The 25726-nt window shown below is 40.6% G+C and carries 25 protein-coding genes; all 25 read right to left on the bottom strand.

From position 1 onward, the window contains the following. Positions 1-139: 139 nt before the first annotated feature. Positions 140-913 carry a YlmH family RNA-binding protein gene (locus tag LQ226_RS02555; RefSeq protein ID WP_231416276.1) on the bottom strand — a complete coding sequence of 258 codons (774 nt, stop codon included), beginning with the start codon at positions 911-913 and terminating at the stop codon, positions 140-142. Between the two features lie 109 nt (positions 914-1022). After that, complete coding sequence (locus LQ226_RS02550; RefSeq protein ID WP_036779778.1) at positions 1023-1289, bottom strand: YggT family protein; 267 nt, start codon at positions 1287-1289, stop codon at positions 1023-1025. Positions 1290-1297: 8 nt separating this feature from the next. Next, on the bottom strand, positions 1298-1759 hold the full coding sequence (locus tag LQ226_RS02545; protein ID WP_436663107.1) for a cell division protein SepF: 462 nt from the start codon (positions 1757-1759) through the stop codon (positions 1298-1300). A 15-nt stretch (positions 1760-1774) separates the two neighbouring features. Continuing rightward, the gene (locus LQ226_RS02540; protein WP_231416274.1) at positions 1775-2455 is read right to left on the bottom strand and encodes a YggS family pyridoxal phosphate-dependent enzyme; all 681 of its coding nucleotides are present in this window, start codon (positions 2453-2455) and stop codon (positions 1775-1777) included. 18 nt (positions 2456-2473) lie between these two features. Beyond that, positions 2474-3283, bottom strand: a complete 810-nt coding sequence (pgeF, locus tag LQ226_RS02535) for a peptidoglycan editing factor PgeF (protein WP_231416273.1) — start codon at positions 3281-3283, stop codon at positions 2474-2476. A 72-nt stretch (positions 3284-3355) separates the two neighbouring features. Next, the gene (locus LQ226_RS02530) at positions 3356-3625 is read right to left on the bottom strand and encodes a YlmC/YmxH family sporulation protein (protein ID WP_231416272.1); all 270 of its coding nucleotides are present in this window, start codon (positions 3623-3625) and stop codon (positions 3356-3358) included. A 140-nt stretch (positions 3626-3765) separates the two neighbouring features. Beyond that, the gene (gene sigG / locus LQ226_RS02525; protein ID WP_370635472.1) at positions 3766-4605 is read right to left on the bottom strand and encodes an RNA polymerase sporulation sigma factor SigG; all 840 of its coding nucleotides are present in this window, start codon (positions 4603-4605) and stop codon (positions 3766-3768) included. A 334-nt stretch (positions 4606-4939) separates the two neighbouring features. Beyond that, complete coding sequence (gene sigE, locus LQ226_RS02520) at positions 4940-5659, bottom strand: RNA polymerase sporulation sigma factor SigE (protein ID WP_231416271.1); 720 nt, start codon at positions 5657-5659, stop codon at positions 4940-4942. 26 nt (positions 5660-5685) lie between these two features. Continuing rightward, the gene (gene spoIIGA / locus LQ226_RS02515) at positions 5686-6609 is read right to left on the bottom strand and encodes a sigma-E processing peptidase SpoIIGA (protein WP_231416270.1); all 924 of its coding nucleotides are present in this window, start codon (positions 6607-6609) and stop codon (positions 5686-5688) included. A 652-nt stretch (positions 6610-7261) separates the two neighbouring features. After that, entirely contained in the window at positions 7262-8431 is a 1170-nt protein-coding gene (ftsZ, locus tag LQ226_RS02510; RefSeq protein WP_231416269.1) for a cell division protein FtsZ, read from the bottom strand. Positions 8432-8505: 74 nt separating this feature from the next. After that, positions 8506-9795, bottom strand: coding sequence for a cell division protein FtsA (gene ftsA, locus LQ226_RS02505; protein ID WP_231416268.1), 1290 nt, complete (start codon positions 9793-9795; stop codon positions 8506-8508). A 201-nt stretch (positions 9796-9996) separates the two neighbouring features. Then, positions 9997-10365 (bottom strand): small basic family protein, encoded by a 369-nt coding sequence (locus LQ226_RS02500; RefSeq protein ID WP_231416267.1) that lies wholly within the window; start codon positions 10363-10365, stop codon positions 9997-9999. Then, positions 10365-11084, bottom strand: coding sequence for a DUF881 domain-containing protein (locus LQ226_RS02495; protein ID WP_231416266.1), 720 nt, complete (start codon positions 11082-11084; stop codon positions 10365-10367). Before LQ226_RS02495 ends, LQ226_RS02500 begins: the two co-directional genes overlap by 1 nt. A 5-nt stretch (positions 11085-11089) precedes the next feature. Next, positions 11090-11791 carry a DUF881 domain-containing protein gene (locus LQ226_RS02490; protein WP_231416265.1) on the bottom strand — a complete coding sequence of 234 codons (702 nt, stop codon included), beginning with the start codon at positions 11789-11791 and terminating at the stop codon, positions 11090-11092. Beyond that, the gene (locus tag LQ226_RS02485; RefSeq protein WP_231416264.1) at positions 11775-12566 is read right to left on the bottom strand and encodes a cell division protein FtsQ/DivIB; all 792 of its coding nucleotides are present in this window, start codon (positions 12564-12566) and stop codon (positions 11775-11777) included. Before LQ226_RS02485 ends, LQ226_RS02490 begins: the two co-directional genes overlap by 17 nt. Positions 12567-13018: 452 nt before the next feature. Next, positions 13019-14134, bottom strand: coding sequence for a stage V sporulation protein E (gene spoVE, locus LQ226_RS02480; protein ID WP_231416263.1), 1116 nt, complete (start codon positions 14132-14134; stop codon positions 13019-13021). 67 nt (positions 14135-14201) lie between these two features. Continuing rightward, positions 14202-15551 carry a UDP-N-acetylmuramoyl-L-alanine--D-glutamate ligase gene (gene murD, locus LQ226_RS02475; protein WP_231416262.1) on the bottom strand — a complete coding sequence of 450 codons (1350 nt, stop codon included), beginning with the start codon at positions 15549-15551 and terminating at the stop codon, positions 14202-14204. Further along, the gene (gene mraY, locus LQ226_RS02470) at positions 15548-16534 is read right to left on the bottom strand and encodes a phospho-N-acetylmuramoyl-pentapeptide-transferase (protein ID WP_231416261.1); all 987 of its coding nucleotides are present in this window, start codon (positions 16532-16534) and stop codon (positions 15548-15550) included. The genes murD and mraY overlap by 4 nt, the downstream gene beginning before the upstream one ends. A gap of 41 nt (positions 16535-16575) precedes the next feature. Next, positions 16576-17937, bottom strand: a complete 1362-nt coding sequence (locus LQ226_RS02465) for a UDP-N-acetylmuramoyl-tripeptide--D-alanyl-D-alanine ligase (RefSeq protein WP_231416260.1) — start codon at positions 17935-17937, stop codon at positions 16576-16578. Next, positions 17937-19421 carry a UDP-N-acetylmuramoyl-L-alanyl-D-glutamate--2,6-diaminopimelate ligase gene (locus LQ226_RS02460; protein WP_231416259.1) on the bottom strand — a complete coding sequence of 495 codons (1485 nt, stop codon included), beginning with the start codon at positions 19419-19421 and terminating at the stop codon, positions 17937-17939. The genes LQ226_RS02465 and LQ226_RS02460 overlap by 1 nt, the downstream gene beginning before the upstream one ends. 70 nt (positions 19422-19491) lie before the next feature. Then, on the bottom strand, positions 19492-21450 hold the full coding sequence (locus LQ226_RS02455) for a stage V sporulation protein D (protein WP_231416258.1): 1959 nt from the start codon (positions 21448-21450) through the stop codon (positions 19492-19494). 84 nt (positions 21451-21534) lie between these two features. Further along, positions 21535-23817, bottom strand: coding sequence for a penicillin-binding protein (locus LQ226_RS02450; RefSeq protein ID WP_231416257.1), 2283 nt, complete (start codon positions 23815-23817; stop codon positions 21535-21537). Between the two features lie 15 nt (positions 23818-23832). Further along, positions 23833-24213, bottom strand: coding sequence for a cell division protein FtsL (gene ftsL, locus LQ226_RS02445; protein WP_231416256.1), 381 nt, complete (start codon positions 24211-24213; stop codon positions 23833-23835). After that, complete coding sequence (gene rsmH / locus LQ226_RS02440) at positions 24210-25169, bottom strand: 16S rRNA (cytosine(1402)-N(4))-methyltransferase RsmH (RefSeq protein ID WP_231416255.1); 960 nt, start codon at positions 25167-25169, stop codon at positions 24210-24212. The genes ftsL and rsmH overlap by 4 nt, the downstream gene beginning before the upstream one ends. A gap of 46 nt (positions 25170-25215) precedes the next feature. Beyond that, a complete protein-coding gene (mraZ, locus tag LQ226_RS02435; protein WP_231416254.1) occupies positions 25216-25647 on the bottom strand; it encodes a division/cell wall cluster transcriptional repressor MraZ in 432 nt (143 codons plus the stop codon). Positions 25648-25726: the final 79 nt, after the last annotated feature.

The raw sequence follows: 25726 nt of genomic DNA, 5'->3' as shown, positions 1-25726 counted from the left end.
GCCACCTCCTTATATAAATAAACATACGTATTTCTTTGGTAAAAACATTTTCGACAAAACCTCTCGAATTCCTTCTTGTTTCGAGAAGTATTTATGTAAACTTTATCTTTAAACGTTTATAGAGCTGTGGAACTAATCTTTATTTTAACACAGCCGTCACGATTCGCCATTTATCTTTTTTTGTTTTTCCTTCGATTTCTTTTACGACACTCCGCCCTTTACCCCTTAATGAGATCAGATCTCCAGTTTCAAGAGTAAAAGAAGGATCCTCAACGGTTCGAAAGTTTACTTTCACGGCTCCTTTATCTATAAATAAAGAGGCCTTTTGTCTTGAAATGTTATAAATCTCTTTCACCATAACATCTAATCGTAGTGATGAAACAGTGCCAGATTGCTCTTGCCAGTGATCTTGTGTTTCAAGGACTTCCTTAAACGGTCGTTCTTCAAAGGCCACCCCTGCTTTTTTCACTCCTGTCAGATTCATTTTCACGTAATCTGCTATCTCACTAGCCAGAAGGATTTGAATATATGAATCCGTGACGATTAAATCCCCTAATTTACTACGCTTAATCCCTAACGACATAAAAGCTCCAAGAACATCACGATGCTCTAATGTAACAAATTTGCTCGGATAACTCGCTTGAAGTAATGTAATTCCAAAATCGCCTTCTTCTGGCGATTCATAATAAGGGGCTAAAAGGAGTCTTTTTCTCTCTGCGTTTTCATATCCCCCGAAGTCTTTTAATACAAACTCATCATTATGACCTATTATGGAGCGAAATATGTACTGTTCACGTGGGTCTAGGAAATCACTAACTCTTCTCTCATACCGAGATGCAACCTCATCCTGCCATGATAGCACTTGGTCAATGAAGGGTTGTTCTTCTTTACGAAAGTGTTGATATATATCCATCCATTTCACCTCTATAAAATAAGGATGCCTCAAAAGACTTCATCTTCTCTAAAAATCTAGAGAAAAGCCCTTTGCAGACATCCCATAACTGTTAGACTCTTTGTTTAAATTACACTAAAATATCATACAATACGGGCAAACCGTAGAGTTGAGCAATATTTAGAGCGAATATGGCCACAATAGGCGAAATATCTATCATCCCAAGGGGTGGAATAATCTTACGGAATGGCTCAAGATACGGCTCGCAAATCGCGCTTAAAAAGCGACCAATAGATGAATCTCGTGCACCCGGAAACCAGGACATCAAGATATACCCAATTAGCGCATAGAAGTATGCAGATAGCGCGAAGCTTAAAAATTCAAAAATGATCCCTATCAAATTGTCTACCACCTTTTCTCGTATTCATCGTCACTAGCAAACATTTCAGAAATGTTGCCAGAAACATCTACATTATCAGGCGTGCACAAGAAAGTTTGTGAGCCTAGCTTTTGCATATCCCCACCTATAGCATAAACGGTTCCACTCAAAAAATCTACAATCCGTTTTGCCTGGTGATGGTCAACTCGCTGCAAATTAATAACGACTGCTTTTCGATTGACTAGGTTATCAGCAATCTCTTGAGCTTCATTATACGTTCTTGGTTCGAGTAATACAACTTTTGACGCAGGTTGAACACTCTTTAAGCTAACAACGTTTTGTTTCTTCTCTTCTTTTGTTTGTGGCTCACGTTGCTGAGCTTGAGATCTTGGATCTCTCTCCTCTTCTTCCTCATCAACGTATTCATATTCGTACTCATAGTCATCTTCTAAAGCAAAGATTTTTTTTACATTTTTCATGAATCCCATGAATATTCACCTCTTTTATTGATCCTCGCGACCGACTAGTTTAGAACCAATTCGTACATGGGTCGCTCCTTCTTCAATCGCAATCTGATAGTCGTTACTCATTCCCATGGATAATCCATGACAAGGAGCATGAGAAAAGCCTTTTGCTTCAACTTTTTCTTTTAACTGACGGAGTTGTCTAAAAGTAGAACGTAAGACTTCTTCCTCCTCTGTATGAGGTGCCATTGTCATTAATCCTTCAACAACAATGTTGTCATAATCTTTTATCTTATCGATGAAAGGAATGACTTCCTCAGGAGATAAACCATGTTTAGACTCTTCTCCACTTACATTAACCTGTACAAAGCAAGAGATCTTCCGATTAGCTCTCTTATGAATCTCTTTAGCTAACGACATTCTGTCTAAAGAATGTATGGATGTAATGGTATCGACCACCTGTTTGACTTTTCTTGATTGTAAAGATCCAATAAAATGCCACTTTGCCCGAGAACCGATGGATTCGTATTTACTTTCTAACCCTTCAGCTCGATTCTCACCGAGATGGATTATTCCTGCGTTTACTGCTTCTTGAGCACGTTCTGTTGAAACGTATTTTGTTACGGCTATAACTGTAACTTCAGAGGATACCCGCCCGCTTTTCTTACAGGCTTTCTCGATCTCCTCTGTTACAGTCTCGACATTTTTCTTGATATCCACGAAAAAATGTCTCCTTTCTTACTTTTTAAATCCAATAAACCCTAACATTCTTCCTGTCTTCCCAGCATCTCTTCTATGAGAAAAGAATAAGTGGCTGTTCTGATATGTACAATACTCCGAAATTTCAATATGGTCTTCATCAATTCCTGCCTGCATTAGTAATTCCTTATGCATATGTTGGAGGGATAGTAAATACTTTCCGCTGTCTCGATTGATTACTGTCGGTTCAGAACGAAATTGTTCAGGGATTTGATCCATAACCGTATTATCTACTTCGTAAGCATCTCCTCCGATTGATGGACCAACTGCCACTCGGATATGCTTTCGGTCTGCACCGTTTTTTTCTAATGCTTGGACCATTTTAGGCCCCATACTCGCAACGGTCCCCCGCCAACCAGCATGAGCAATCCCTACCCAATTATTCACAGGGTCAAAGAAAAATAAGGGTACGCAATCTGCATAAAAAGCAGTTAAAAGAATATTAGGCACATTTGTGATAAGGCCATCACAGTCTGGAATGGCTGTTTCCCTTGACGTTGCCCCTTTCCCTATATCCTTCTTTGTTACACGTTTAATCTCTGTCTTATGGACTTGTTCACCGCCGACCCATGATTCCAACGGGAAATCTAATAACTCGGCAAGGGTTTCTCTATTTTTACGTATCGTGTCTTGATGGTCCGGTACGTGCCAGGCTAAATTAAAAGAATCAAAAGGAGGCTCCCCTGTACCACCTATACGTGTCGTAAGGCCCACAGTTAGTTCAGGGTGAGGATACGTCCACTTCGTTAATTCCAAATAAGAAGGATGTGTATGATGAAAGCTCTCCATGCCTATACCTCCAAAAATAATGGTTTCATATATTTTATCACATTCTTCGGGAAAATTCTTGAGAGAATCCGCTTATTCTGGCTTTTCTGGAGGATATAATGCTGGACGTGTTACATTTTTTACGAGGATGACATCCTCACCGATCGTTAGAATGGAACTCCACGGAATGACCATTTCATCATCTTTACCGAACAACCCCATCATTTTACCTTTAGTTCCTACCACAATGGCAAGCAATTTCCCTTTGTCTACATCAATTTCTAAATCCGTCATATGACCAATCTTCTGGCCATTTTCAACAGAAATAATTTCTTTAACTTGCAACTCCGATATTGTTACCATATAGGTCACCACCTTTTATAGCTATTTTATGCTCCCTCATACCGAATCTTCACTAGAATATATAGTTGACCCACGTCCTTTTATAACCTTCAAGCAATAGAAAAGGTCTAAGCACCCATTTTGTGCTTAGACCCATTCTTTTAATCATACATTTGTTTGTTCATTTCTTTAATAGCTGCTTTCTCAAGACGTGAGACCTGAGCTTGTGAGATGCCTATTTCATCAGCAACCTCCATTTGCGTTTTCCCTTGGAAAAAGCGCTTGTTTAAGATCATTTTCTCACGGTCGTTTAACCTTCTCATTCCTTCTTGCAAGGCAATCTCGTCGATCCAAATGGAATCCTTATTCTTCTCATCACTTAATTGATCCATCACAAAGATCGGGTCGCCCCCATCGTTGTAAATAGGTTCAAAAAGTGAAACAGGATCTTGAATCGCATCGAGTGCAAACACAACATCTGAATGGGGAACCCCCATTTCCTCAGCAATCTCCATTGGTGTTGGTTCTTTAGACGTTTTACTCATTAGCTTCTCTCTTACCTGTAAAGCTTTGTAAGCAATGTCCCTTAATGAACGCGATACGCGAATCGGATTATTATCCCGTAAGTATCGTCTAATTTCGCCAATAATCATTGGTACAGCATAGGTTGAGAATTTAACATTTTGACCCAAATCAAAATTATCTATGGATTTCATAAGTCCAATACAACCAACTTGGAAAAGATCATCCACGTATTCTCCTCGATTATTAAAGCGCTGAATTACGCTCAGCACAAGACGTAAGTTTCCATTCACTAATACTTCTCTGGCACTTTCGTCTCCTGCTTGCATTTGCGTAAATAGCTTACGCATTTCATCATTTTTAAGTACCGGTAATTTTGATGTATCGACTCCGCAAATTTCAACTTTATGTCGTGTCAAATCTATACCCTCCTCAGTGGAGTTGCTGTCAAAAAACAGTATCTCCGGGCGGGGGAAAATTATGCATGCGTGTCCAATCGTAATCAGAACCAAACTACATTTCACCAGAGTATATCGGCCTTTAATCCAATGGATCAGCCGATTTAAGCTCAATGTTTCTATGTATGAAATAATTTTTTCTTTATATGTGAGAGTCCGCTTCTAATTAAATGTTGATGGGCCTGTAGGAATATCACTCGATTAGATTCCATATAATCATATTCGTAGCAATGGCTTCAGACGAGAACGACTAGCTATTCAATACACTTTCATTAAGTGGTGACTGATATTCTTTGTCCTGCTCATACAAAAAAGAGGGATGAAATCCGTTAGATTTCATCCCTCTAGAACCACTTTAAACCATTTTATTAAACTCTTTTTTCAATCTGCGGATAATTTTCTTTTCTAACCTTGAAATGTATGACTGAGATATACCCAGCATGTCAGCTACATCTTTTTGAGTGCGTTCTTCTTCTCCAACTAACCCAAAGCGCAAGCCCATTATTTGTTTTTCTCGATCATTTAACTGCTCCAACGCTTTTAACAGCAATTTCTTATCAACACTTGCTTCTAAATCTTTCGTAATGATATCCTCATCCGTCCCTAGTACATCCGATAAGAGCAGTTCATTGCCATCCCAATCAATGTTTAAGGGTTCATCAAATGATACTTCACTCCGGATTTTATTATTTCTTCTTAAGTACATGAGGATCTCATTTTCTATACACCTTGAAGCATATGTGGCTAATTTAATTTTCTTTTCAGGATTAAAAGTGTTTACGGCCTTTATAAGACCTATCGTTCCTATACTAATTAAGTCCTCAATATTAATCCCAGTATTCTCGAATTTACGTGCAATATAAACAACCAATCTAAGATTTCGTTCGATAAGGATCGCTCTTGCAGCTTGATCCCCCTTCGTCAGTTTCTGTAATAGTTCCGCTTCCTCTTCCTTACTTAAGGGTGGCGGAAGTGCCTCGTTTCCTCCAATATAATAAACTTCGTCCGTTTTCCAACCCAGCTTGTATAAAAGCTTATACCACCATAATTGAATCTTAAATTTCCATTTCCTCATCGTTCTCCTCCCCTTTTTGTAAAGCATTATGCAGAATCAACAGCAATGGACTTAAGCAAATGTGGATGCAGTAAGCATTGATAACTTTCATCAGGGGATAGTTGTCCAAATTGAATTCCTATTAACACTCTGTTCACCGTTGTAGGGTTACCTTCAAGTATTAAACTGATCCAATCTGGCTTTAGCACTAGCATAAACTGACTCGCTCCCCCAACCCCTTGATAGGGCACGATCCTAAAACGGTCGCTCCATCCCTCAGGGATCCTTTCAAAATCCAAAGTTTCTTGCACCTTTTGAATATTTAACCACTCCTCTTCACTAAACCAACCCTTCATAATAGACTCATCACAAATAATGACAGGCTGTTTTGTAATAGGATCAACAAGCTGATTCCCGCTATCTACGAAAGAAAGAAGCTGTTGGACCTTGTTGTTAATGGATATGGAAACAGGAAGAATTTCATCGTATTTGATTTGTTGTACAACGAGTTGATCTAGTCTCCGTTTAGAAAATACCCATACAAAAGGAAATCCAATAAGTACAAATAACCAGCTAATTCCATCGCCAAATCCAGTTTGATACGTAACAATGACGCCGCTAGAAACGAAAATTTGTTCGTTTAATAAATAATAGAGTCCAAATAATCCCCCACCAATGGAGAAGGTTACAAAATAGAATAAAAAAAGTCTTCTCGCAAACAATCTTATATTCCGGTAACCAAAAGAAGTAAAAATAATAAGTAGCGAAAACAGCCCTTTTCCAGCAGGGGTCGCCCATAAAGAAGACGGATAAAATAAATTCAATGGAACGAGCAGGGAAGCAACGATAGCACCTAGCGCTAAACGATACCTCGGGCTCCTTGACTTCGATAAACTGTGTGTCAGGAGTAAGATCATCCAATCCAGGAAAAAGTTCAGAAGCCAAACAGCGTCCAAATAAATGGTCAACATTTCATCCCTTTCTCTTAGGAATTTTATCTGTTGAAAATTAGTATAGAAGAGATAGATAAAGAAGTCTGTCATATTATGAGAGGAAGATAAAACTTATTTTTATAGATTTAAGCAGGTTTTGTCGGATGGAAATGTTGGAGGAGAAACTGAAAACTAAATCATACTTTTTTCACTATATGAGAAAAGCAATACGTCTAGATAGGAGACCATTTGCTCTTAATGAGAGGAAAGGTGTGTATGGGGAACGACTCGCTTTCCACGGGCGAGCTGTCGAGCCTCCTCAATCGCTACGCTCATTCCGGGGTCTCGTCTATCTCTCTTTCCCGTAGGAGTCTCCCCGTTCCCCATACACCCCTTATCAAAATTGGAAAACAGCCCCTGTAGCTGAATCTAGTGTTGATTCAACCTCCCGACTAATTATTCCGTTTTCCGTTCCTTCTATTTATGGCAAAGGTGGTTCGGGAAATTGCGAGACTCCTGTGGCAAGAGGAGCCTAGGGGAGACCCCACAGAGAGCGCAAGCGAACGAGGAGGCTTCCCAGCTCGCCACGGAAAGGGAGTGATTTCCCGTACCACCTTACGCCCCAACTAAATCGAACGGAAACATTCTCTCATTAAAAAAGCCTACAGCTAAATGCTGTAGGCTTTTTGGGTTATTGTCTTCTGTTTCGGTTACGATTTCTAAGGAAGGTTGGAATGTCCAACGTGTCCTCTTCTTGTTGAGGCTTATAGCCTTGAGAAGATTGTTGCTGCTGATGTTGAGTAGAAGCTGGTGCTTCTCGTCTTGGTTCAGGGCGTTTCTTCTCTTGTTGTTGCGGTTGTTGGTTATTTAAACCAGGTCGTGCTTGTGGCTTATTCCCTTGTAATTGACTTTCGTCAAAACCAGTTGCAATAACTGTAACAACAATTTCATCCTTTAAGTTCTCGTTAATTACGGAACCAAAGATTACGTTTACCTCTTGATCTGCTGCAGAGGTTACGATATCTGCTGCTTCTTGAACTTCATAAAGGCTCAAGTTCGCTCCACCAGTGATATTCATAAGAACCCCATGAGCTCCATCAATGGATGTTTCAAGTAGCGGAGAAGAAATTGCTTTTTTCGCAGCTTCTGCAGCTCGACTTTCCCCTGTAGCAATACCAATTCCCATAAGGGCAGAACCTTTGTCAGCCATAATTGTCTTTACGTCGGCAAAGTCTACGTTTATGAGACCAGGTACAGCGATTAAGTCAGAGATACCTTGTACACCTTGACGTAATACGTTATCCGCTTCACGGAACGCTTCAAGCATTGGTGTATTCTTATCCACAATTTCTAAAAGACGATCATTTGGGATAACAATAAGTGTGTCCACGTTACTCTTTAAAGAGTCGATACCGCCCGTAGCTTGTGTAGAGCGTTTACGTCCTTCAAAAGTAAATGGTCGTGTTACAACACCTACCGTTAAGGCACCTAATTCTTTCGCAACTTGCGCGATGACTGGAGCAGCACCCGTACCGGTACCTCCGCCCATTCCTGCAGTTACGAAGACCATGTCAGCACCTTGAAGGGCTTCCTCTAACTGTTCTTTACTTTCTTCTGCGGCTTTGCGACCTACTTCCGGGTTCGCCCCAGCCCCTAAACCTCGCGTTAATTTATTACCAATTTGCATTTTCACTTCAGCTTTAGATAAGTTTAACGCTTGTGCATCCGTGTTCACTGCAATAAACTCAACACCTTGTACACCATGTTCAATCATACGGTTTACAGCGTTACTACCGCCTCCACCTACACCAATAACTTTTATGGTGGCTAATTGATCCGTGCTCGTATCAAACTCTAACATTTTCCGTTCCTCCCACTTTGCAAGATTCCAAGATTCTGTATCTAGTACGATTTAAACTTCGATAGGATGGATGTTTAATCGAAGAAATATTTGATTAGATTGGCAACTTTTGATTCTTTTTGTTTCTTTGGTTCAGGCTTTTCTGTCTGTTGACTCTGTTGACTTTTTTGTTTCTTAACTTTAGGTTGTTCTGTCTCCTCAAGAGTCACAGATGGGAATAGCTCTTTGCCTTGTATTTTCGCATTATGATAAGCAAATTGCAATATTCCTACGCCTGAAGTGAATTGTGGTTCACGAACCCCAATATAATCAGGTATTGCGATCCTCACATTCGTTTGGAAGCAATCCTGAGCTAAATCCGCACATCCTGGCATACCGACTAACCCACCAGTTAGCACATATCCACCTGGCAATTCCCGGTATCCCATGCGTCTTAATTCTCGCTCAGCGTATGCATAAATTTCTTCTAATCGTGCTTCAATCATATCAGATATCTGTAATTGATTAAATGATTGTTTCCGGTCACTCCCAATTATGGAAACTTCAAATGTTTCTTCTTCCTGGGCATCATCGAAGAATGCATGACCATAATTGAGTTTAACATCTTCTGCTTCTTCGGTTGAAGTTCTCATACCGATGGACAAGTCTTTCGTGACATTATCTCCACCTAGTGAAATGACACTTGTATTCTGTAAGAAGCCTTGTTCAAAAACAGAAATCGTCGTGCAACCGCCACCAATATCAAGAAGAGCGACTCCAAGGTTTTTCTCATCTTTCGATAAAGCAACTGCTCCTGAAGCTAACGGTTGCAGACATATATCGAGAACTTCTAAGTTTGCGCGTTCTACGCACTTCAAGATGTTATGTAGAACCGTTTTTGAACAAGTGATGATTGTACCTTCCATCTCAAGACGAACTCCAATCATACCTCGAGGATCAGTAATCTCATCTAGACCATCGACAATAAATTGTTTTGGAATCACATCAACAATTTCACGTTCAGGTGGAACTGAAATAACTTGCGCTGCATCAATAACTCTCGCAATGTCTTCATTTCCAATCTCACGGTTTTCGCTCTGCACAGCTACAACCCCGTGACAAGGCTGAAGTTGAATATGGCTACCATTAATACCAACAACCACCCGGTTAATCTGCATTCCGACCATTCGTTCCGCTTGTTCTACAGCATTGCGTATGGATTGGACCGTTTGATCTATGTCTACAATGGCACCTTTTTTCATCCCATTAGAGGCTGCTGTGCCAACACCTATAATATTTAACGAATCATTCATTACTTCGCCTATGATTACTTTGATTTTTGATGTACCTATATCAAGGCTGACAAGTATATCATTGTTGTTCAAATCCAAGGCACCTCCTAAACTAAGGCATCTGATTAGTTCACATATTACCGAATGTTAAGCGTAATGGCAATTCCTTTCCGGCTACTTCTTTTAATTTAATCTGTTTGTAAAAGAAACCGGATCTCTATTCCCACTGCTTAATTTCAGTACGAACCTTCAGAAACTATTTACCTTATTCAACAAAAATAAGATAATTTCCTTTTATTTTCTTTCGTTTTTTTCAATTTCCTTCTTATTACTCCTGCGGTCTACTATGTAGCGCCGAATAATGGCTATATTTTGAAATAACCTTACTCCAAACGCGAATACAGCAGCTAAGTATAAATCAACACCTAGCTGGACACCAAGAAAAGCCAAGAAAGCGGCTAATAATACATTAAAGAAGAAACCAGAAACAAATACAGTTTGATCAAACTTCTTTTCTAAATGGGCTCTGATTCCACCAAGTAATGTATCAAACGCTGCTAATACGGCTATTGAGAGATAGTTTGCATACTCTTCAGGAACTCTAAGATCTGAGATCAGACCTAAACTAATGCCTACAATTAAGAACAATACCGGTAACCACATTATGTTTCACCTGTTTCTGTAGCATCTTCTGTTTCAAGATATTGAAGATCAGGGGTCTGTTCGTACTCAGGTAGTGTTAGATTCTCATGGACTTCCATAGATACAGACAAGTTCTCAATCACAAATATCTCAAGCACATCACTTACTTCCATGTAGTTCATTAACTTCTCAGGATCTTCTGATAAAACGTTAATCTTTACGGGAAGAGGTGGAACAGGGTGATTATTCACATAAGTAGTCCCATTCACATCACGGATTGGAGATAAATTTGTGATTCTTTCTTGTCCAATGGAAATATCGCTAGCCCCGTACGTGTTCAATTCGTTTACGAGCTGATGTAACAAAGATGGGGAGATCGTTGGGTAAGTTTCTGCATACTCCAAATCTTGAAAGATTGGTTCTACAGTAAGCATGACCCCAGCCCCTTTTACTTCAGTAAGACCAGCTTTACGTTTTAATTTATTCAGAGACTGATTTAACGTTTCTACCTTTTCAAAGTTAGACTGACCTTCATATTGAGCAATCATTCTATTTAATTCTCGTTCTTTAGAGAGTAAGTCTTGCTGAGTCTTTTGCTGCTTTTGCAATTCGGTTCGAACTTCCCATAGATCACGGGTGTCCCTAACTTTTGGCTCTTGAGTTGTTTGGAACTGTATGGCAATCATAAAACCGACTAAAGCAAATATGAAGGAGAAAATGATTTTACTTCGAGCATTCATACCCATCACCTCTCCCCTGCAAGGCGAGCATCCATTTTAATGATATCTTGCTTTTGGGTAGAGACTTCTACGTTGTCACTTACAAGTTGATCAACGACTCCACCTTCTAAAGTCAAGCTTGGCATTAACACATCAGGGTTACCAATCGCCGTGATTACAAACGGCGCGGGGTGTTGAACTCCATCTACAGAGATAACTGGACCAACACAAGCAATATAGGAATCTCTATAGAGCCTTTGGCCATTTATCGCAACTGCATTCGCTCCTGCTGATAGTAATTCGTTTACTACTTTGTGAATGTGACTATCGTGAACGATATATTGATTGACATTTTCTTCTGAGGGTATGTAATCTGCATCCTTAAGCTGAATTTCAACACCTTTACCTTTTACCGGAAGTTCCCCTGTTAATTTTTGAAGTGTCTGTTTGTCTTGCACATAATCACTTACCGTTTGCTCTTGATTAGCTAATTGATCTTCCATCTTTTGAATTTCAGCCTTTTTTGCTTCAATATCTTCTCGAATGGATTGGTTTTCTTTTTCAATGTTAATCAATTGCTGTCGGTAGTAATAATCTTTTTCAAGTTGCTTATCAGTAAGCTGGTAGACTTGCGGGTCTTGGTTGGTTTGCTGATAGCTAAACGCAACCAAGAAACCTGATACAAATAACACAAGGGAGAAAATAACGTGTCTACCGGTTAGCCTCATCGCTTTCTTCCCCTTCTTTCTCTTGTTGTGGATATTCTTCGAAATAAGCACCAACATCGATATGGATAATCCCTCTTTGTCCAGGCTCTAGCTGAGAAACAATAGAAGGATAGGATCGCATGTTTTGAGAAAAATTCCGAATCGAAGCCTCCACTTCAAATCCATCATTCATATACAAATGAATTTTATAAGGATTCTTATCACTTGGGGTCCACTGTACCTCCGAAATTAACTGAGTAACACTTGAAGGCAACTGCTGCATTTCTCTTGTCATTTCTTCCAAGTAAGTCTGACGCTGAAATCCAATTAATAAAGGAGCATCACCACGGGGGGTTTTTAACTTTTGATCGGTGAGCTCTTTACCCGTTTCAAGAATCGGATAATAACTGCCTTCCCGCTCAACGTACCCTACTCTCTGGTACTCCTCTATCGTCATTTCAACAGTGGAAGGGAATTGCTTGTCTACTTGAACACCACTTATTTCCTCATGTTGTTCCACTTTTTCTGCTACTGCCTGTCGGTCTACTTTCCAATAGTTATCCTCTCCAGGAGTCAGTCCACTTAATGAGAGAATTGTATCCCGATCAACATGATCGTTTCCGCTCAGCTCAATAGACTTTACCTGACTTAAGGAAGACTGTAAGTAAATGATTATCGCAATAAGCAAAAAGAAAAAAGACAAGTACATAATCAAGCGTCGATTCGACTTCTTTCTTCGTGATTCTTTTAATTTTGGAATGCGATCTTCAATAGAAACGATTTTCTTTTCAGCCATGGAAAATTCCCCTGCCCGGTGGTTTCAATTACATAAGGAAACGGCACGATAAACGCCGCTATTATGCATAGGAAAATTATATCACAAATCACTTGATTTTTCGTGATTTTTCTGTATCTATGTGCCAACAATTTCTTCTTTTCGTATAAATCCACATGATACCTATCTGTGATTAGGTTGCAATTGAAATTCAGCCTCTACACATATACCCGATTCATTACCTTATAAAACTAATGTGTAGCAAGAGAATTCAAAACCTTTTACTTTAAAGACAGTTCGGTTCAATTTCAATTAAACTGGGGGTCGGAGCACATATGGCCGACGTGGATTGAACATTTTTAATAGGATATTTGGTTCTTAAGGAGAAGGAAGATTAGCACAGAAAAATACCAGCATTTCATAAAAGCTACCTCCAACAAAAAAAGGCCACCCATTACCGGACGGCCCTTCTTTTATAATTTTGCATATCGACTGATATTTAGTAAAATCCCGACAGAACATAACGTTAATGTGAGGGAAGATCCTCCGTAGCTTAAGAATGGAAGCGTGATTCCCGTTACTGGCATTAGCCCTGTTACAACACTTATGTTAATCATGACCTGGATTGTAATCATCCCAACAATCCCTAGTGCTAGTAAGCTACCGAACGTGTCCGGTGCACCCAGAGCGACACGGATGCCCCTCCACAATAAGAGAAAGAATAGCAATAAGACAAAGGTTCCGCCAATAAATCCAAGTTCTTCAGCCAGAATTGCAAAGATAAAATCCGTTTGGGGTTCAGGAAGATAATAAAACTTTTGTAAACTTTGCCCGAGCCCAAGCCCCATTAATCCTCCTGGTCCAATGGCATATAGGGACTGAATAATTTGAAACCCAGCCCCCAGTGGATCTTCCCACGGGTTTAAAAAGGCAGTTATTCGTTGCATACGATAAGGAGCTGAAATGATAAGCCCTGCAAAACCTGCTAGCCCAAGAACACCAAGGCCAACAAAATGTGCAATGCGAGCGCCGGAAACGAAAATCATAAGCATACAAGTTCCAACTAACACGACACCAGTCCCTAAGTCTGGCTGTAGCATAATAAACCCGAACGCTACCATTACAAGCGAGAGTGATGGCATAAACCCTTTTGTAAAAGATGTGATCTTCTTTTGGTGATCAGCAAGATACCGTGCTAAGAAGATAATCAATCCAAGCTTCATAAATTCAGAAGGTTGTATGCTAAACGCTCCAACTCCAATCCAGCTTCGCGCGCCACCTCTAACCATACCTACACCTGGTATTAATACAGCAATTAACAGGATAAAGCATACGATTAAGAGCGTTTTAGAACTATTCCTCCACGTCAGATAAGGAATATTCATAAATCCAAACATCGCTACAATACCAGCACCAGCAAACAAAAGTTGGCGTTTAGCAAAGAAGAATGAATCATCAAATTTGTAGGTCGCCCATATGGCCGATGCACTATAGACCATAATAACGCCTATTAATAGTAATGAGAAAATCGCTACAATCAGCAGTAAATCAGGTGCTTTGTGCAACTGTTTAGTTCGACTTTGCAACATAAAAAAGGCCCCCTTGGTTCCAGCAGAACGTTGGGGGCCGTTAATGGTTTATGGTAAGACAAGCCCCCTACTCTAATGTATGCACGGCTTCCACAAACATGTTTCCTCTTTCTTCAAAAGTTTTATATTGATCCCAGCTTGCACAAGCTGGAGAAAGAAGGATAACGTCTTGTTCAGCAGAGATACGATAAGCTTTTTCAGCTGCTTGCTTTACATTATCGACCATAAAAATTGTCTCTATTCCATTTTGGTTGCCAAAATCACGAAGCTTTTGTGCTGTTTCTCCGAACACTACCATTGCTTTAACATTTTTCATATAAGGGACAAGTCCTTCAAAAGACTGCCCTCTGTCTAATCCACCTGCAAGCCATATGGTAGGATTCTGAAAAGCTCCAAGTGCCTTTTGGGTCGCTAAAACATTTGTCGCTTTGGAATCATTAAAGAAACGTCGTTGTCTTACTTCCTTTACATATTGAAGGCGGTGCTTAACGCCTGTGAAGGTTGAAAGTACTTCACGAATTCCTTCTAAAGTGGCGCCCGCTAATAAAGCAGCAGCCACTGCAGCCATTGTATTCTCGAGGTTGTGTTCCCCTTCTAGAATGACCTCATTACGTTTAATAACTAAAGTATCTTTGTAGTAAATAGAATCCTCGTCACACCATACTCCATCTGGCTGTTTAGAGCAAAGAGAAAAAGGTACCTTTTTAGCTTGTATCTGTTCTGAAAGCTTGAGCACTTCTGTGTGGTCAGCATTAAAGATCGCATAATCCTCTGAAGTCTGGTTTCTAAAGATATTCGCTTTTGATTGCCCATAATGCTCCATAGTCTTATGGTAATCCAAATGAGCTTCATAGAGATTTAAAAACACAGATATCTCAGGTTTAAAGGTTTCTGTTCCAAGCAGTTGAAATGAGCTTAACTCCATAACCATGGTTTCGTCGGATGTTGTATGTTGAGCTACTTCACAAGATACTTTACCAATATTACCGGCGAGAGCTACAGGCCTTTTACTTTTCTCAATCATTTCATAAACAAGTGTGGTTGTGGTAGTCTTGCCGTTTGACCCTGTGATCGCCACAATTGGACCTTTATGGAGCATATAGGCTAATTCAACCTCTGTAACCACCGGGATTCCCTTTTCTAAGGCAGCTTCTACAACGGGGTTGTGATAGGGGATGCCAGGGTTTTTCACCACGTAGTCTACGCCATCGAGTACACTTAGTGGGTGGCCGCCTGTAACCACTTCAATACCTTCATTGTGAAGCGTCTGAGCTTCTGTGTTATCTTCGAATGCCTGCTGGTCATTTACCCGTACTGAAATGCCACTCTTATGAAGCAGTTTAGCAGCTGCTGCACCAGACTTTGCAAGCCCTAGTACGAGCACTTGATTATATGGAAATGATGTTAACTTATTCAATTGACCCACACCTCAATATAAATGCCTAACGCGGCAAATAGTAATCCTACAAGCCAAAACGTGGTGACAACGCGCCATTCTGACCATCCCATAAGCTCGTAGTGGTGGTGAAGTGGGCTCATTTTGAACACACGTTTTCCTCTTGTCTTAAATGAAATAACCTGGATAATAACAGATAATGTTTCAAGGACGAATACGCCCCCAATAATGACTAGTAAAATTTCTAACTTTGTTAAGATAGCGATTGCTCCAATAGCGCCTCCAAGGGCTAAAGAACCCGTATCGCCCATAAATACTTTTGCAGGATGGGCATTAAAGACAAGAAATCCTAGTAAAGACCCTACAATTGCCAGGGTAAATACTGCAATCTCAAACTGCGGATGTCCATGCCATGCCAGTATACCAAAAGCCCCAAACGCTAATGCAGCCGTTCCGGCAAGCAGGCCGTCTAGCCCATCAGTCAGATTCACAGCATTTGATGATCCTACAAGCATAAATACAATTAATAGCGCATATCCCCAACCAAGATCAACTTGGAAGTCTGTTCCAGGGAAGCCGATGTAGGTAGGGAAATCATGACGTCTTAAAATAATGTAAAAAACAGCCGCAATAATTAATTGACCTGCCATCTTTTGTTTGGAAGTTAATCCAAGATTTCGCTTCAAGGCGACTTTAATAAAATCATCTAAGAATCCTAAAAGGCCATAGCCAATTAAAACAAATAACAATAAGAAGACTTCAAAGTTCATAGGATCCGGATTGAACTTTGAGGTCATCACCAACGTAGTAATTGAAGCTGCTACTAAAATCATTAATCCTCCCATTGTAGGAGTCCCGGATTTCTTTTGGTGAGATTTTGGACCTTCATCTCGAATAGATTGACCAAATTTCAAACGACGTAAGAATGGTATAAATATAGGTGAGATGAGGACGGTAATTAAAAAGGCTATTGCCATAGTGATTAATAGTACTTGTTCGTTCATTGTGCTCCTCCTTTAAATCTGTAAACCGTCCGCTTAAATCTTTATTCTGTGAATTCCTCAACAAAACTTTCAAAAGCCATTAAGCGAGAAGCTTTTAATAAAACAATGGTTCCTTCTTGCAACATCGGTTGCACAAGTGCTGCAGCCTCTTCTTTAGATGAGAAAGAATACGTATCTACATCTTTATGGTGGCTTCTCACTTCTTCTGCAATGACGCTTGAAGCATCCCCAACTGTAATGAGGACATCAACAGAAGAGTCAATCGCCTTTGCAACAGAGCGATGCATTTCTTCACTTTGTGCCCCTAGTTCAAATATATCCCCTAAAATGAGAATCTTGCGTGAATATTGATTTAATTCTTTAATAACTTCAATAGAGGCACGCATAGAAGTCGGAGAGGCATTATAAGCATCATTTACAATGTGAGCCCCATTCTTTCCTTCTATCAGTTCAAAGCGCATGCCTGTTAACGTCATTTCGTTTAACCCTTTCTGTATATCAGAAGGATCCATCCCTAGAAGAGACCCAATCTTAATGGCGAAGCTGGCGTTTTTCACATTATGTTTACCTAAGAGATGAATCGTGTAAGATTCATTCTCATTTATTGCAAAACTCGTAGAGGCACCACTCATTTGAATATCTGAAAGCACATATTTATTCTTTTGATCAAACCCACATGACAGCACCCCTTCTCTCGTGTGTAGAGGGGCTAATAAAGGTTCGTCACCATCTAGTAAAAGCGTACCTCCTTCACGAAGCCCTGCTAATATTTCAGATTTGGCTTGTGCGATCCCTTCTCTTGAGCCTAAAAACTCAATGTGAGATTCACCTATATTTGTAATGACAGCAAAATCAGGTTCAGCAATGAAGGAAAGGTTCTCAATTTCTCCGAAATGATTCATTCCCATCTCTAATACAAGCACCTCTGTTGTCGCTGGCATGGATAAGATGGTAAGAGGTAAACCAATGTGATTATTAAAGTTTCCACTTGTTTTATGTGTTTCAAACGACGGGGCTAAGACAGCAGCAATAAAATCTTTCGTTGTTGTCTTTCCGTTTGAGCCGGTCACACCAATGACTTTAGGATTAATTTCTTTCCTATAAATATGAGCGAGCTGTTGCAAGCCAATAATGGTATCATCGACAAAGAACAATGGGAAATCTGTTGGCACAAAGCCCGGAACTTCCACACTTTGATCCCATAATGCCGCAACCGCCCCACCTTCAATGGCATCTTTTAAAAACTCATGCCCATCAAAGCGATCTCCCCGTATTGGGACAAATAATCCTTTATCTGTTTTTTTGCGCGTATCTGTAAATACGTTTCTTATTTCGATTGTTTCAGAGGCAACCCCTCTGGCTGAGGGGAAATGCTTGTGAATCCAATTGGTGGTTATATTCATTAGTCGCGATAACTCCTTTGTGTTCTGTCATTAATACATTCAGCAGCTACTTCGCGATCGTCAAAGTGATGGGTCACACCATTTATTTCTTGATAAGGTTCATGCCCTTTCCCGGCGATTAGAACCACATCCCCATCCTTCGCCTGTTCAATGGCATACTGAATAGCCTCTTTCCGATTCACAATCGTCTTAAAAGTGCCTTCTTCTACTCCGCTTTCCATGTCGCGAAGAATCGATTCCGGGTCTTCACTTCTCGGATTATCTGATGTGAAAATGGCTTCTGTGGCATAATTCACAGCCACCTTGGCCATCAGAGGTCTCTTCGTTCGATCCCTGTCTCCCCCGCAACCTACAACAACGTAGATTTTCTTCTTAGCGAAAGATTGAATTGTTTCTAATACATTTTCTAAGGAATCTGGTGTGTGAGCATAATCCACAATAACCCCATATTCCTGGCCAGCGAGAACAGGCTCAAATCGCCCACTTACTCCTTTGGTAGTTGAGAGGGCCTCTTGTATGGTTTCAAGGTCCACACCTGCCACCCATGCCGCACTGGCAGCTGCTAACATATTATATACGCTAAATTTCCCGATTAACGGACTAGTAATTTCTTTATCACCAGACGGTGTACATAACGTAAAGGTTGTTCCACTAGCAGATAGTTTTACATCCTTAGCTGTGATATCCCCTTTATGATCCATGCTATATGTAAGAACTTCTTGAGATGTGCTATTACAAAAGGCTTCATAATAAGGATCATCTCGATTAACTATACCGTATTTAGGTTTAGTGGCATCGTATCCGTTTCCAAGTTGGGCAAATAAGAGTGATTTGGCACGTAAGTAATCATCCATGTCTTTATGGTAGTCCAGATGATCTTGACTTAAATTAGTAAATACTGCGATATCAAAATCAGCTCCGTGCACTCTTCCTAAATCAAGCGCGTGAGAGGAGACTTCCATGACTGCCGTATCTACTCCTTCATTTACCATTTCAGCAAAATGTTTCTGCAAAAATAAAGAATCGGGGGTCGTATTTTTAACCTGGTACTCTTTATCCCCGATTTTCATTTGTATGGTACCGACCAAGCCGGTTTTATCTTTATGCTGCTTGAAAATGGCTTCAACCAGATAAGAAGTTGATGTTTTTCCATTTGTCCCGGTAATTCCAATCAGCTGGAATTTTTGGGTTGGGTTATGATAATAAGCGTTAGCTAACTTTGCCATAGTTCGGGAAGTATCCCTCACAAGTATGACGGGGACTGAAACATCCAGAGGACGGTCTGCTACAATGGCAGCAGCCCCTTTCTCCTCAGCTTGTTTGGCATAATCATGGCCATCCACTGTAAAACCATTTATACAAATAAATAAATGACCATGGGTTACTTGTCTTGAATCCATTTCTATTCCAGTAACCGTTACATGGTTGATGTCCTTTGTAGTTTGATAGACGCGTAGTGTCTTTAGTAATTGACTTAGCTTCATGTAAGGACTCCTTACTATTAGATTTTCAACGTATATTATAGCAGACAAGGCCCCGGTTCGCGATTGTTGTTTAATGAGAATGATCCGAATGATCAACCTCCGGAGCTTCCTCTGCTAAAAATAGTCGAATTTTTGAACCTTCTTCTACTTTCGTTCCTTCTTTAGGTGCTTGATCTACAATATAATTACCAGTTCCACTCGTTTCAATAGAAAGGTTCACCATATACTGGGTTAACTCCTTCTTTTCAAGTCCAATTAAATCCGGGACCTCAACAAGCGGTTGATCAGGCCATTGCACTTCTTTCTCAAGCCCATCTTCTCTAGGTTTTACACCCATTGCTCTTAAACTGTCACCCATAATATTCCCTACAATTGGAGCAGCTACGACCCCACCAAATTGGACGGTATTTTTAGGGTTGTCAATTGCTAAATAAACGACAAGTTCTGGATCATCAGCAGGTGCGAAGCCGATGAAAGATACAATATGGTTGTCTGTCATATAACGACCATCAGGACCCACTTTTTGAGCTGTTCCCGTTTTCCCGCCAACTCTATACCCTTCTACATATGCGCCCTTACCTGTCCCTAAAGCAACAACACTCTCAAGTGCTTCCCTTACTTTTGAGGAGGTTTCTTCAGAAATGACACGTTTCTTAAGCGTTGGTTCTGTTTGATCTACAGCCTCCCCAGTAATGGGGTTCACCCACTCTTTCGCAATGTAAGGCTCATACAAATATCCTCCATTTACAGCAGCAGCCACAGCTGTAACTTGCTGGATCGGAGTAACAGAAACCCCTTGGCCGAAAGCTGTTGTCGCTAATTCAACAGGTCCAACTTGTTCTTCCCTGAATAAAATACCATTTCCTTCTCCTTGAAGATCAATCCCTGTTTTGGTACCAAAGCCAAAATCTTTAATATAGCTGAACAATCGCTCTTTCCCCAGTTCCTGGCCTAAGGTTACAAACCCTGGGTTACAAGAGTTCTGTACCACTTCTAAATAGGTCTGACTTCCATGACCCCCGCGCTTCCAACAACGGAGTCGTGCCCCATCTACTTCAATGGAGCCACTATCATGGAAATGGTCATTTTCTAAATCTACAAGCCCTTCCTCTAAAGAAGAGGCCAGCGTAATAATTTTAAACGTAGACCCAGGCTCATATGAACTCCAGATCGGAAGGTTACGATTATAGACTTCTTGAGGAACATTTTGATAATTTTCCGGGTTAAAAGTGGGACGGCTAGACATAGCAAGAATCTCGCCAGTATCAGGATCCATTGCAATAGCAATGGCACCATCCGGATTATACTTTGCTTCAGCGTTATCTAGCTCTCTTTCAATAATCGTTTGGACGCGATCATCAATTGTAAGCTTTAAGTTATACCCGTCTTGAGGGGGTTCGTAAACATCAGCGATATTTGGAAGCCGGCCCCCTTTTGCATCAGAGAAAAACGAAAGCTGCCCTTCTTCACCTTTAAGCTGTTCATCATAATACAACTCAAGCCCCATTAACCCTTGATTATCAATCCCACTAAACCCTAATACATGGGAAAGATACTCCCCTTTCGGATAATGGCGCTTGAAATCTTCAGCAATGTAAACACCATCTAAATTCAGTGCTCTGATGGCATCTGCTTTTTCTTCTGAAATTTTTCTACCTTCAGGATGGAGTCGTTCAATCATACTTACTTTAGTCACATGTTCGTATGCTTTATCCACTGGCATATCGAGAATTTTCGCTAATTGTTCCGCCGTTTTCTGAGGGTTCTTAATCTGACGGGGTACGACCATGACAGATGGAGCAGATACATTCTCAGCCAACACAACTCCATTGCGATCTAAAATATCGCCACGCTCCGGTTCAAAAGGAATGTCACGACTCCATAAATTTTTCGCCTTGTCCATCAACTGATCGCCCATGACAAATTGCACATACCCTAAACGGGTTACAATAATAGCTAGTACAACACCTGCCAAAAGAAAAACAGTGACCAATCGTTTTCGTAACGTCACATTGGATACTCGTTTCATGGTACATCTCCTTTACGTCCATGGTATGCTTGTATCCATTTTATGAGTTCAGAAAAACGATTAGAACACTGTCTTTGCTACGCTTTATTCTTCATTCTCATCTGTTGAGTTCTCTTGTTCTTGATCAGATGGAGCTTCTGAAGAGTCCTGGTCGGATTCTTCTCCTTGCATCGACCGCTCTGTTTGTTCTTCAAGCGTTTGGTCAGATGGCTCCTCATTAGGGCCTGTTAATTCCACTACAAGGTATCCACCCTTTTTAATGGTAGCCCCAGCTGCAACGCTTTGTTTTCTAACAAAACCATTCCCAACGGAATCGATCTCTACATCCATTACATCACCAAATCGTAACACATCCCGCAGAGCCCAACCTGACATATCAGGCATCTTAGCGGAGTCAGAGGTTACTAGGAACACCTTTTCATTAGAGACCACTTTCGTCCCTCCACGAGGGAACATCTCTTTTACTTTCGTTCCATCACCCAATACAACAGGAGTTAGTCCATTTTTTGTAATGGCTTGTTTGGCTTTTGCAACAGAGTCACCGTTATAGTCCTTGAGGGTTTTAGAATCTACAGAGAGCTCTTCTTTATTTTCCGTCGGTTTAATGTTCATATAGTGAAGACTATTTTCCATCACCGTTTTGAAAATATAAGAACTTGGTTCTGCTTCATATTCAGTTGGTTCAAGGTCTGGTTGCTTCACTGAGACATACATCATAAGTTCAGGGTCTTCTTTTGGTGCCATGCCGAGGAATGACAAATAGTAATTTCCATGTCCCGCTAAGTACCCCCCAGTTTCAGAGTTTGGAATTTGGGCTGTACCGGTCTTACCAGCTACAGAGTAATTAGCTAGGTTATAGAAATTAACTCCTGTACCATGTTCACCAGTCACAACATTTCCCATTAAGTCCCGCATTTTTTTGGCGGTATCTTTACTAATTGGCTCTCCCGCAACTTTAGGTTCTTTCTTCTCGAGCACATCCCCTGACGAAGGGTCTGTTACTTGGGAAATTACATAAGGCTGCATCATTTTACCGTTGTTAGCAACTGACGTGGCTGCCTTCATTTGTTGAATTGGAGTAAATGTTGATCCTTGTCCAAATGCAGTTGTAATAACTTCACTATCCCATTTGTAAACAATTTTACCGGCTTGTTCGCCAGGAAGATCAATTCCAGTCTTTTGATCAAGGCCGAATGCTTGCAAGTAATCCATGTATGTTTCAGGACCCATTACTTCCCAAACTAATTTAGCAGCCGCCACGTTTGAGGAACGTTCAAACCCTTCATCATAGTCAATGGTGCCCCAACCCTTACCATAGTTATGGTCACGGATCTTATCACCACGATCATTATACACATATTCACCTGACATGTACGTATCAGAGCCATTATATACACCAGCTTCCATTGCAGCAGCATAGGTAAAGATCTTCATAGTAGACCCAGGTTCATATGGTGAGGCAATGACATCATTGTACCAGTTGCCAATATCCTGCCTCTTGTTTGGATCAAAACTCGGCCTATTTCCCATAGCCAGTACTTCACCGGTTTTCGGATCCATAACTATGGCTATAATTTTCTCAGGATTATATTCCTTCACCACATGGTTCATCGCATCTTCTAGGAAAGTCTGGATTTTCTGATCAATCGTCAGGGTCACATTCGCCCCGTCTTCAGGCTTTTGAAAGACTTCTTCAGGGTTTAGTAGTTTCATATTGTACTTATCCCGTTTATAAGAGATGGAACCATCTGTTTCAGAAAGATAATCATCCATCTGTTCTTCGATTCCCATCATACCTTCAATTTCATCATTTTCCCCTTGATTTTGTGCAAACCCTAACACATGAGAGGCAAACATGCCATTTGGGTAATACCGCTTGGCTTCTTGTTTAAATCGAATACCAGGCAAGTCAAGTTCTTCAATATCTTCACGGGTTTCTTGAGAAAGGTAACGTCCATTTGCTCCAAATTCAACTTGGAAAGGACCCTCTTTATTTAGACGATCATATACATAAGACTCTTCTAAACCTAAAATAGGAGCCAACTGTTCAGCCGTTTTTTTCGGATCCTCAACATGTAACGGCTCCTTTGAATCTTTAGAATACTCTTCATCAACAATCGCATACACACTATAGGTAGGACGGTCATAAGCAAGTGTCATTCCATTTCGATCGAGGATCTTGCCTCGGTCGGCTTCAATTGTATAGGAACTTGTCCGCTTTTGATCCGCCCAATCCTGAAGAGATACTCCTTCAATTTCACCTGTCGCTTGTATATAAGCGAAACGACCGAAGATAATCGTGAAGACTAACATAAACCCAAGCATGTAGAGCTTCGCCATTCGGTGAGTTGTTCGATTTTTCTTCATAAATCTCTTGTCCCCTTATTCGTTACCGGAAACGGATTTAGCTTGTTTAACTTTCGACTGACGGATTTCAAGACCATTTTCCTTCGCAATTTCCATAATACGCTCAGGATTAGACAGTTCTTTAATCTTATATTGAAGATTTTCATTTTCAAGTTGTTGATCGGTTATGTTCGTGTCTAAACGTTGCATATCCCGGTTCATTTGATCAATAGACGAGGAGTAAGATACCACAACGACACTGAATAGGATTGCAAGGCTACTAACCACTGTGTATAAAAACTTCTCACCAGGTGTGATCCATCGCTTTTTATGTACCTGGACCTTTACCTGCTTTTGGCTCTGGCTTTGCTCTGTTGTTTCATGTTGGTGCAATTGTTTCGCTTTTTCTGCACTCATTCATTATTCCACCCTTCCCATGGACGTATTTTTTTAACAACTCTTAATTTCGCAGATCGAGCTCTTCGGTTATCTTCTAATTCTTCTTCACTTGGAGTAATTGGTTTTCGATTGACTAACTCAAACGGTGGCTTTTGGTCCTCAGGAATAATTGGAATACTTTTAGGTAAAGGTGGATTACTACTCCACTCTTTAAAGGTTTGTTTACAAATACGATCCTCTAACGAATGGAACGTAATGACTGCAATTCTGCCATCAATCGCTACCATTTCAGCCGCTTGCTTTAAAGCATCTTCAAAGGCACCTAACTCATCATTCACTGCAATGCGTACAGCCTGAAAGATTCTTTTAGCCGGATGGCCGCCTTTTCGCCTTGCAGGTGCCGGAATAGCTTCTTTAATTATGTCCACCAGGTGTGTGGTGGTTTCAATTGGCGACTCTTCCCTTTTCTTCTCAATACCTCTGGCAATTTGTTTTGAGAATTTCTCTTCTCCGTATTTGAAGAATATACGCACAAGGTCATTGTAATCCCACTCATTAATGACTTCATAAGCACTAAGTGGCTGTTCCCTATTCATTCTCATGTCTAAACGTGCATCTTGATGATAACTAAACCCTCTCTCGTCTTCATCGAGTTGTGGAGAGGATACCCCAAGATCAAATGCAATTCCATCTACTTCCTCAATTCCAAGGTCCAATAAGGACTGCTTCAGTTCCCGAAAGTTCGCATGTACAAAGGTAATACGGTCAGCATAAGGGGCTAAGCGTTCTTTAGCTGCTTTAAGAGCTACCTCATCCTGATCAAAAGCTATCAGGCGGCCTCCTTCAGTTAGTTGAGCAGCAATGCGCTCACTGTGTCCCCCGCCTCCGAGTGTGCAATCTACATAGATACCATTCGGCTGAACATCTAATCCAGTGACGGTTTCTTCCTTTAATACTGTAATATGGTCAAACATACTTTCATTCCTTTTCTGTTAGATTCTCTGGTTGTTATATTATTTGCTAAATATCAAAATCCATCATGTTCTCAGCGATTTCTGCAAAAGAATCTTCAGATTCCTCAAAATACGTTTCCCAATCGTCTTTAGCCCAGAACTCGACTCGATTGGAAACCCCGATTACAATCACTTCTTTCTCAAGCGCTGCATAGCTTCTGAGTGGTGCAGGGATATTGATTCTCCCTTGTTTATCCACTTCACACTCTACGGCACCAGAAAAGAAGAATCGAGTAAAAGCTCGAGCATCTTTTTTCGTGAGTGGGAGTTTCTTTAATTTCTCTTCTATCACTTTCCATTCAGAAAGGGGGTATGCAAATACACATTTATCTAGGCCACGTGTTATGACAAAGCTCTCCCCTAAGCCTTCTCGGAACTTAGAAGGGACAATGATTCGGCCTTTTGCATCTATATTGTGTTGATATTCTCCCATAAACATATAGATAGCCCCACTTTCTCACACAAGCGTACCACATCCCACCACTTTCCTCCACTTTAACTTAAATATTCTTTCAGAA

This window comes from Pontibacillus sp. HN14 (assembly GCF_021129245.1).
In the GTDB taxonomy this organism is placed as follows: Bacteria; Bacillota; Bacilli; order Bacillales; family BH030062; genus Pontibacillus.
The sequence above is the reverse complement of the archived record's forward strand: the minus strand, read 5'-3'. Positions and strand labels throughout refer to the sequence as shown.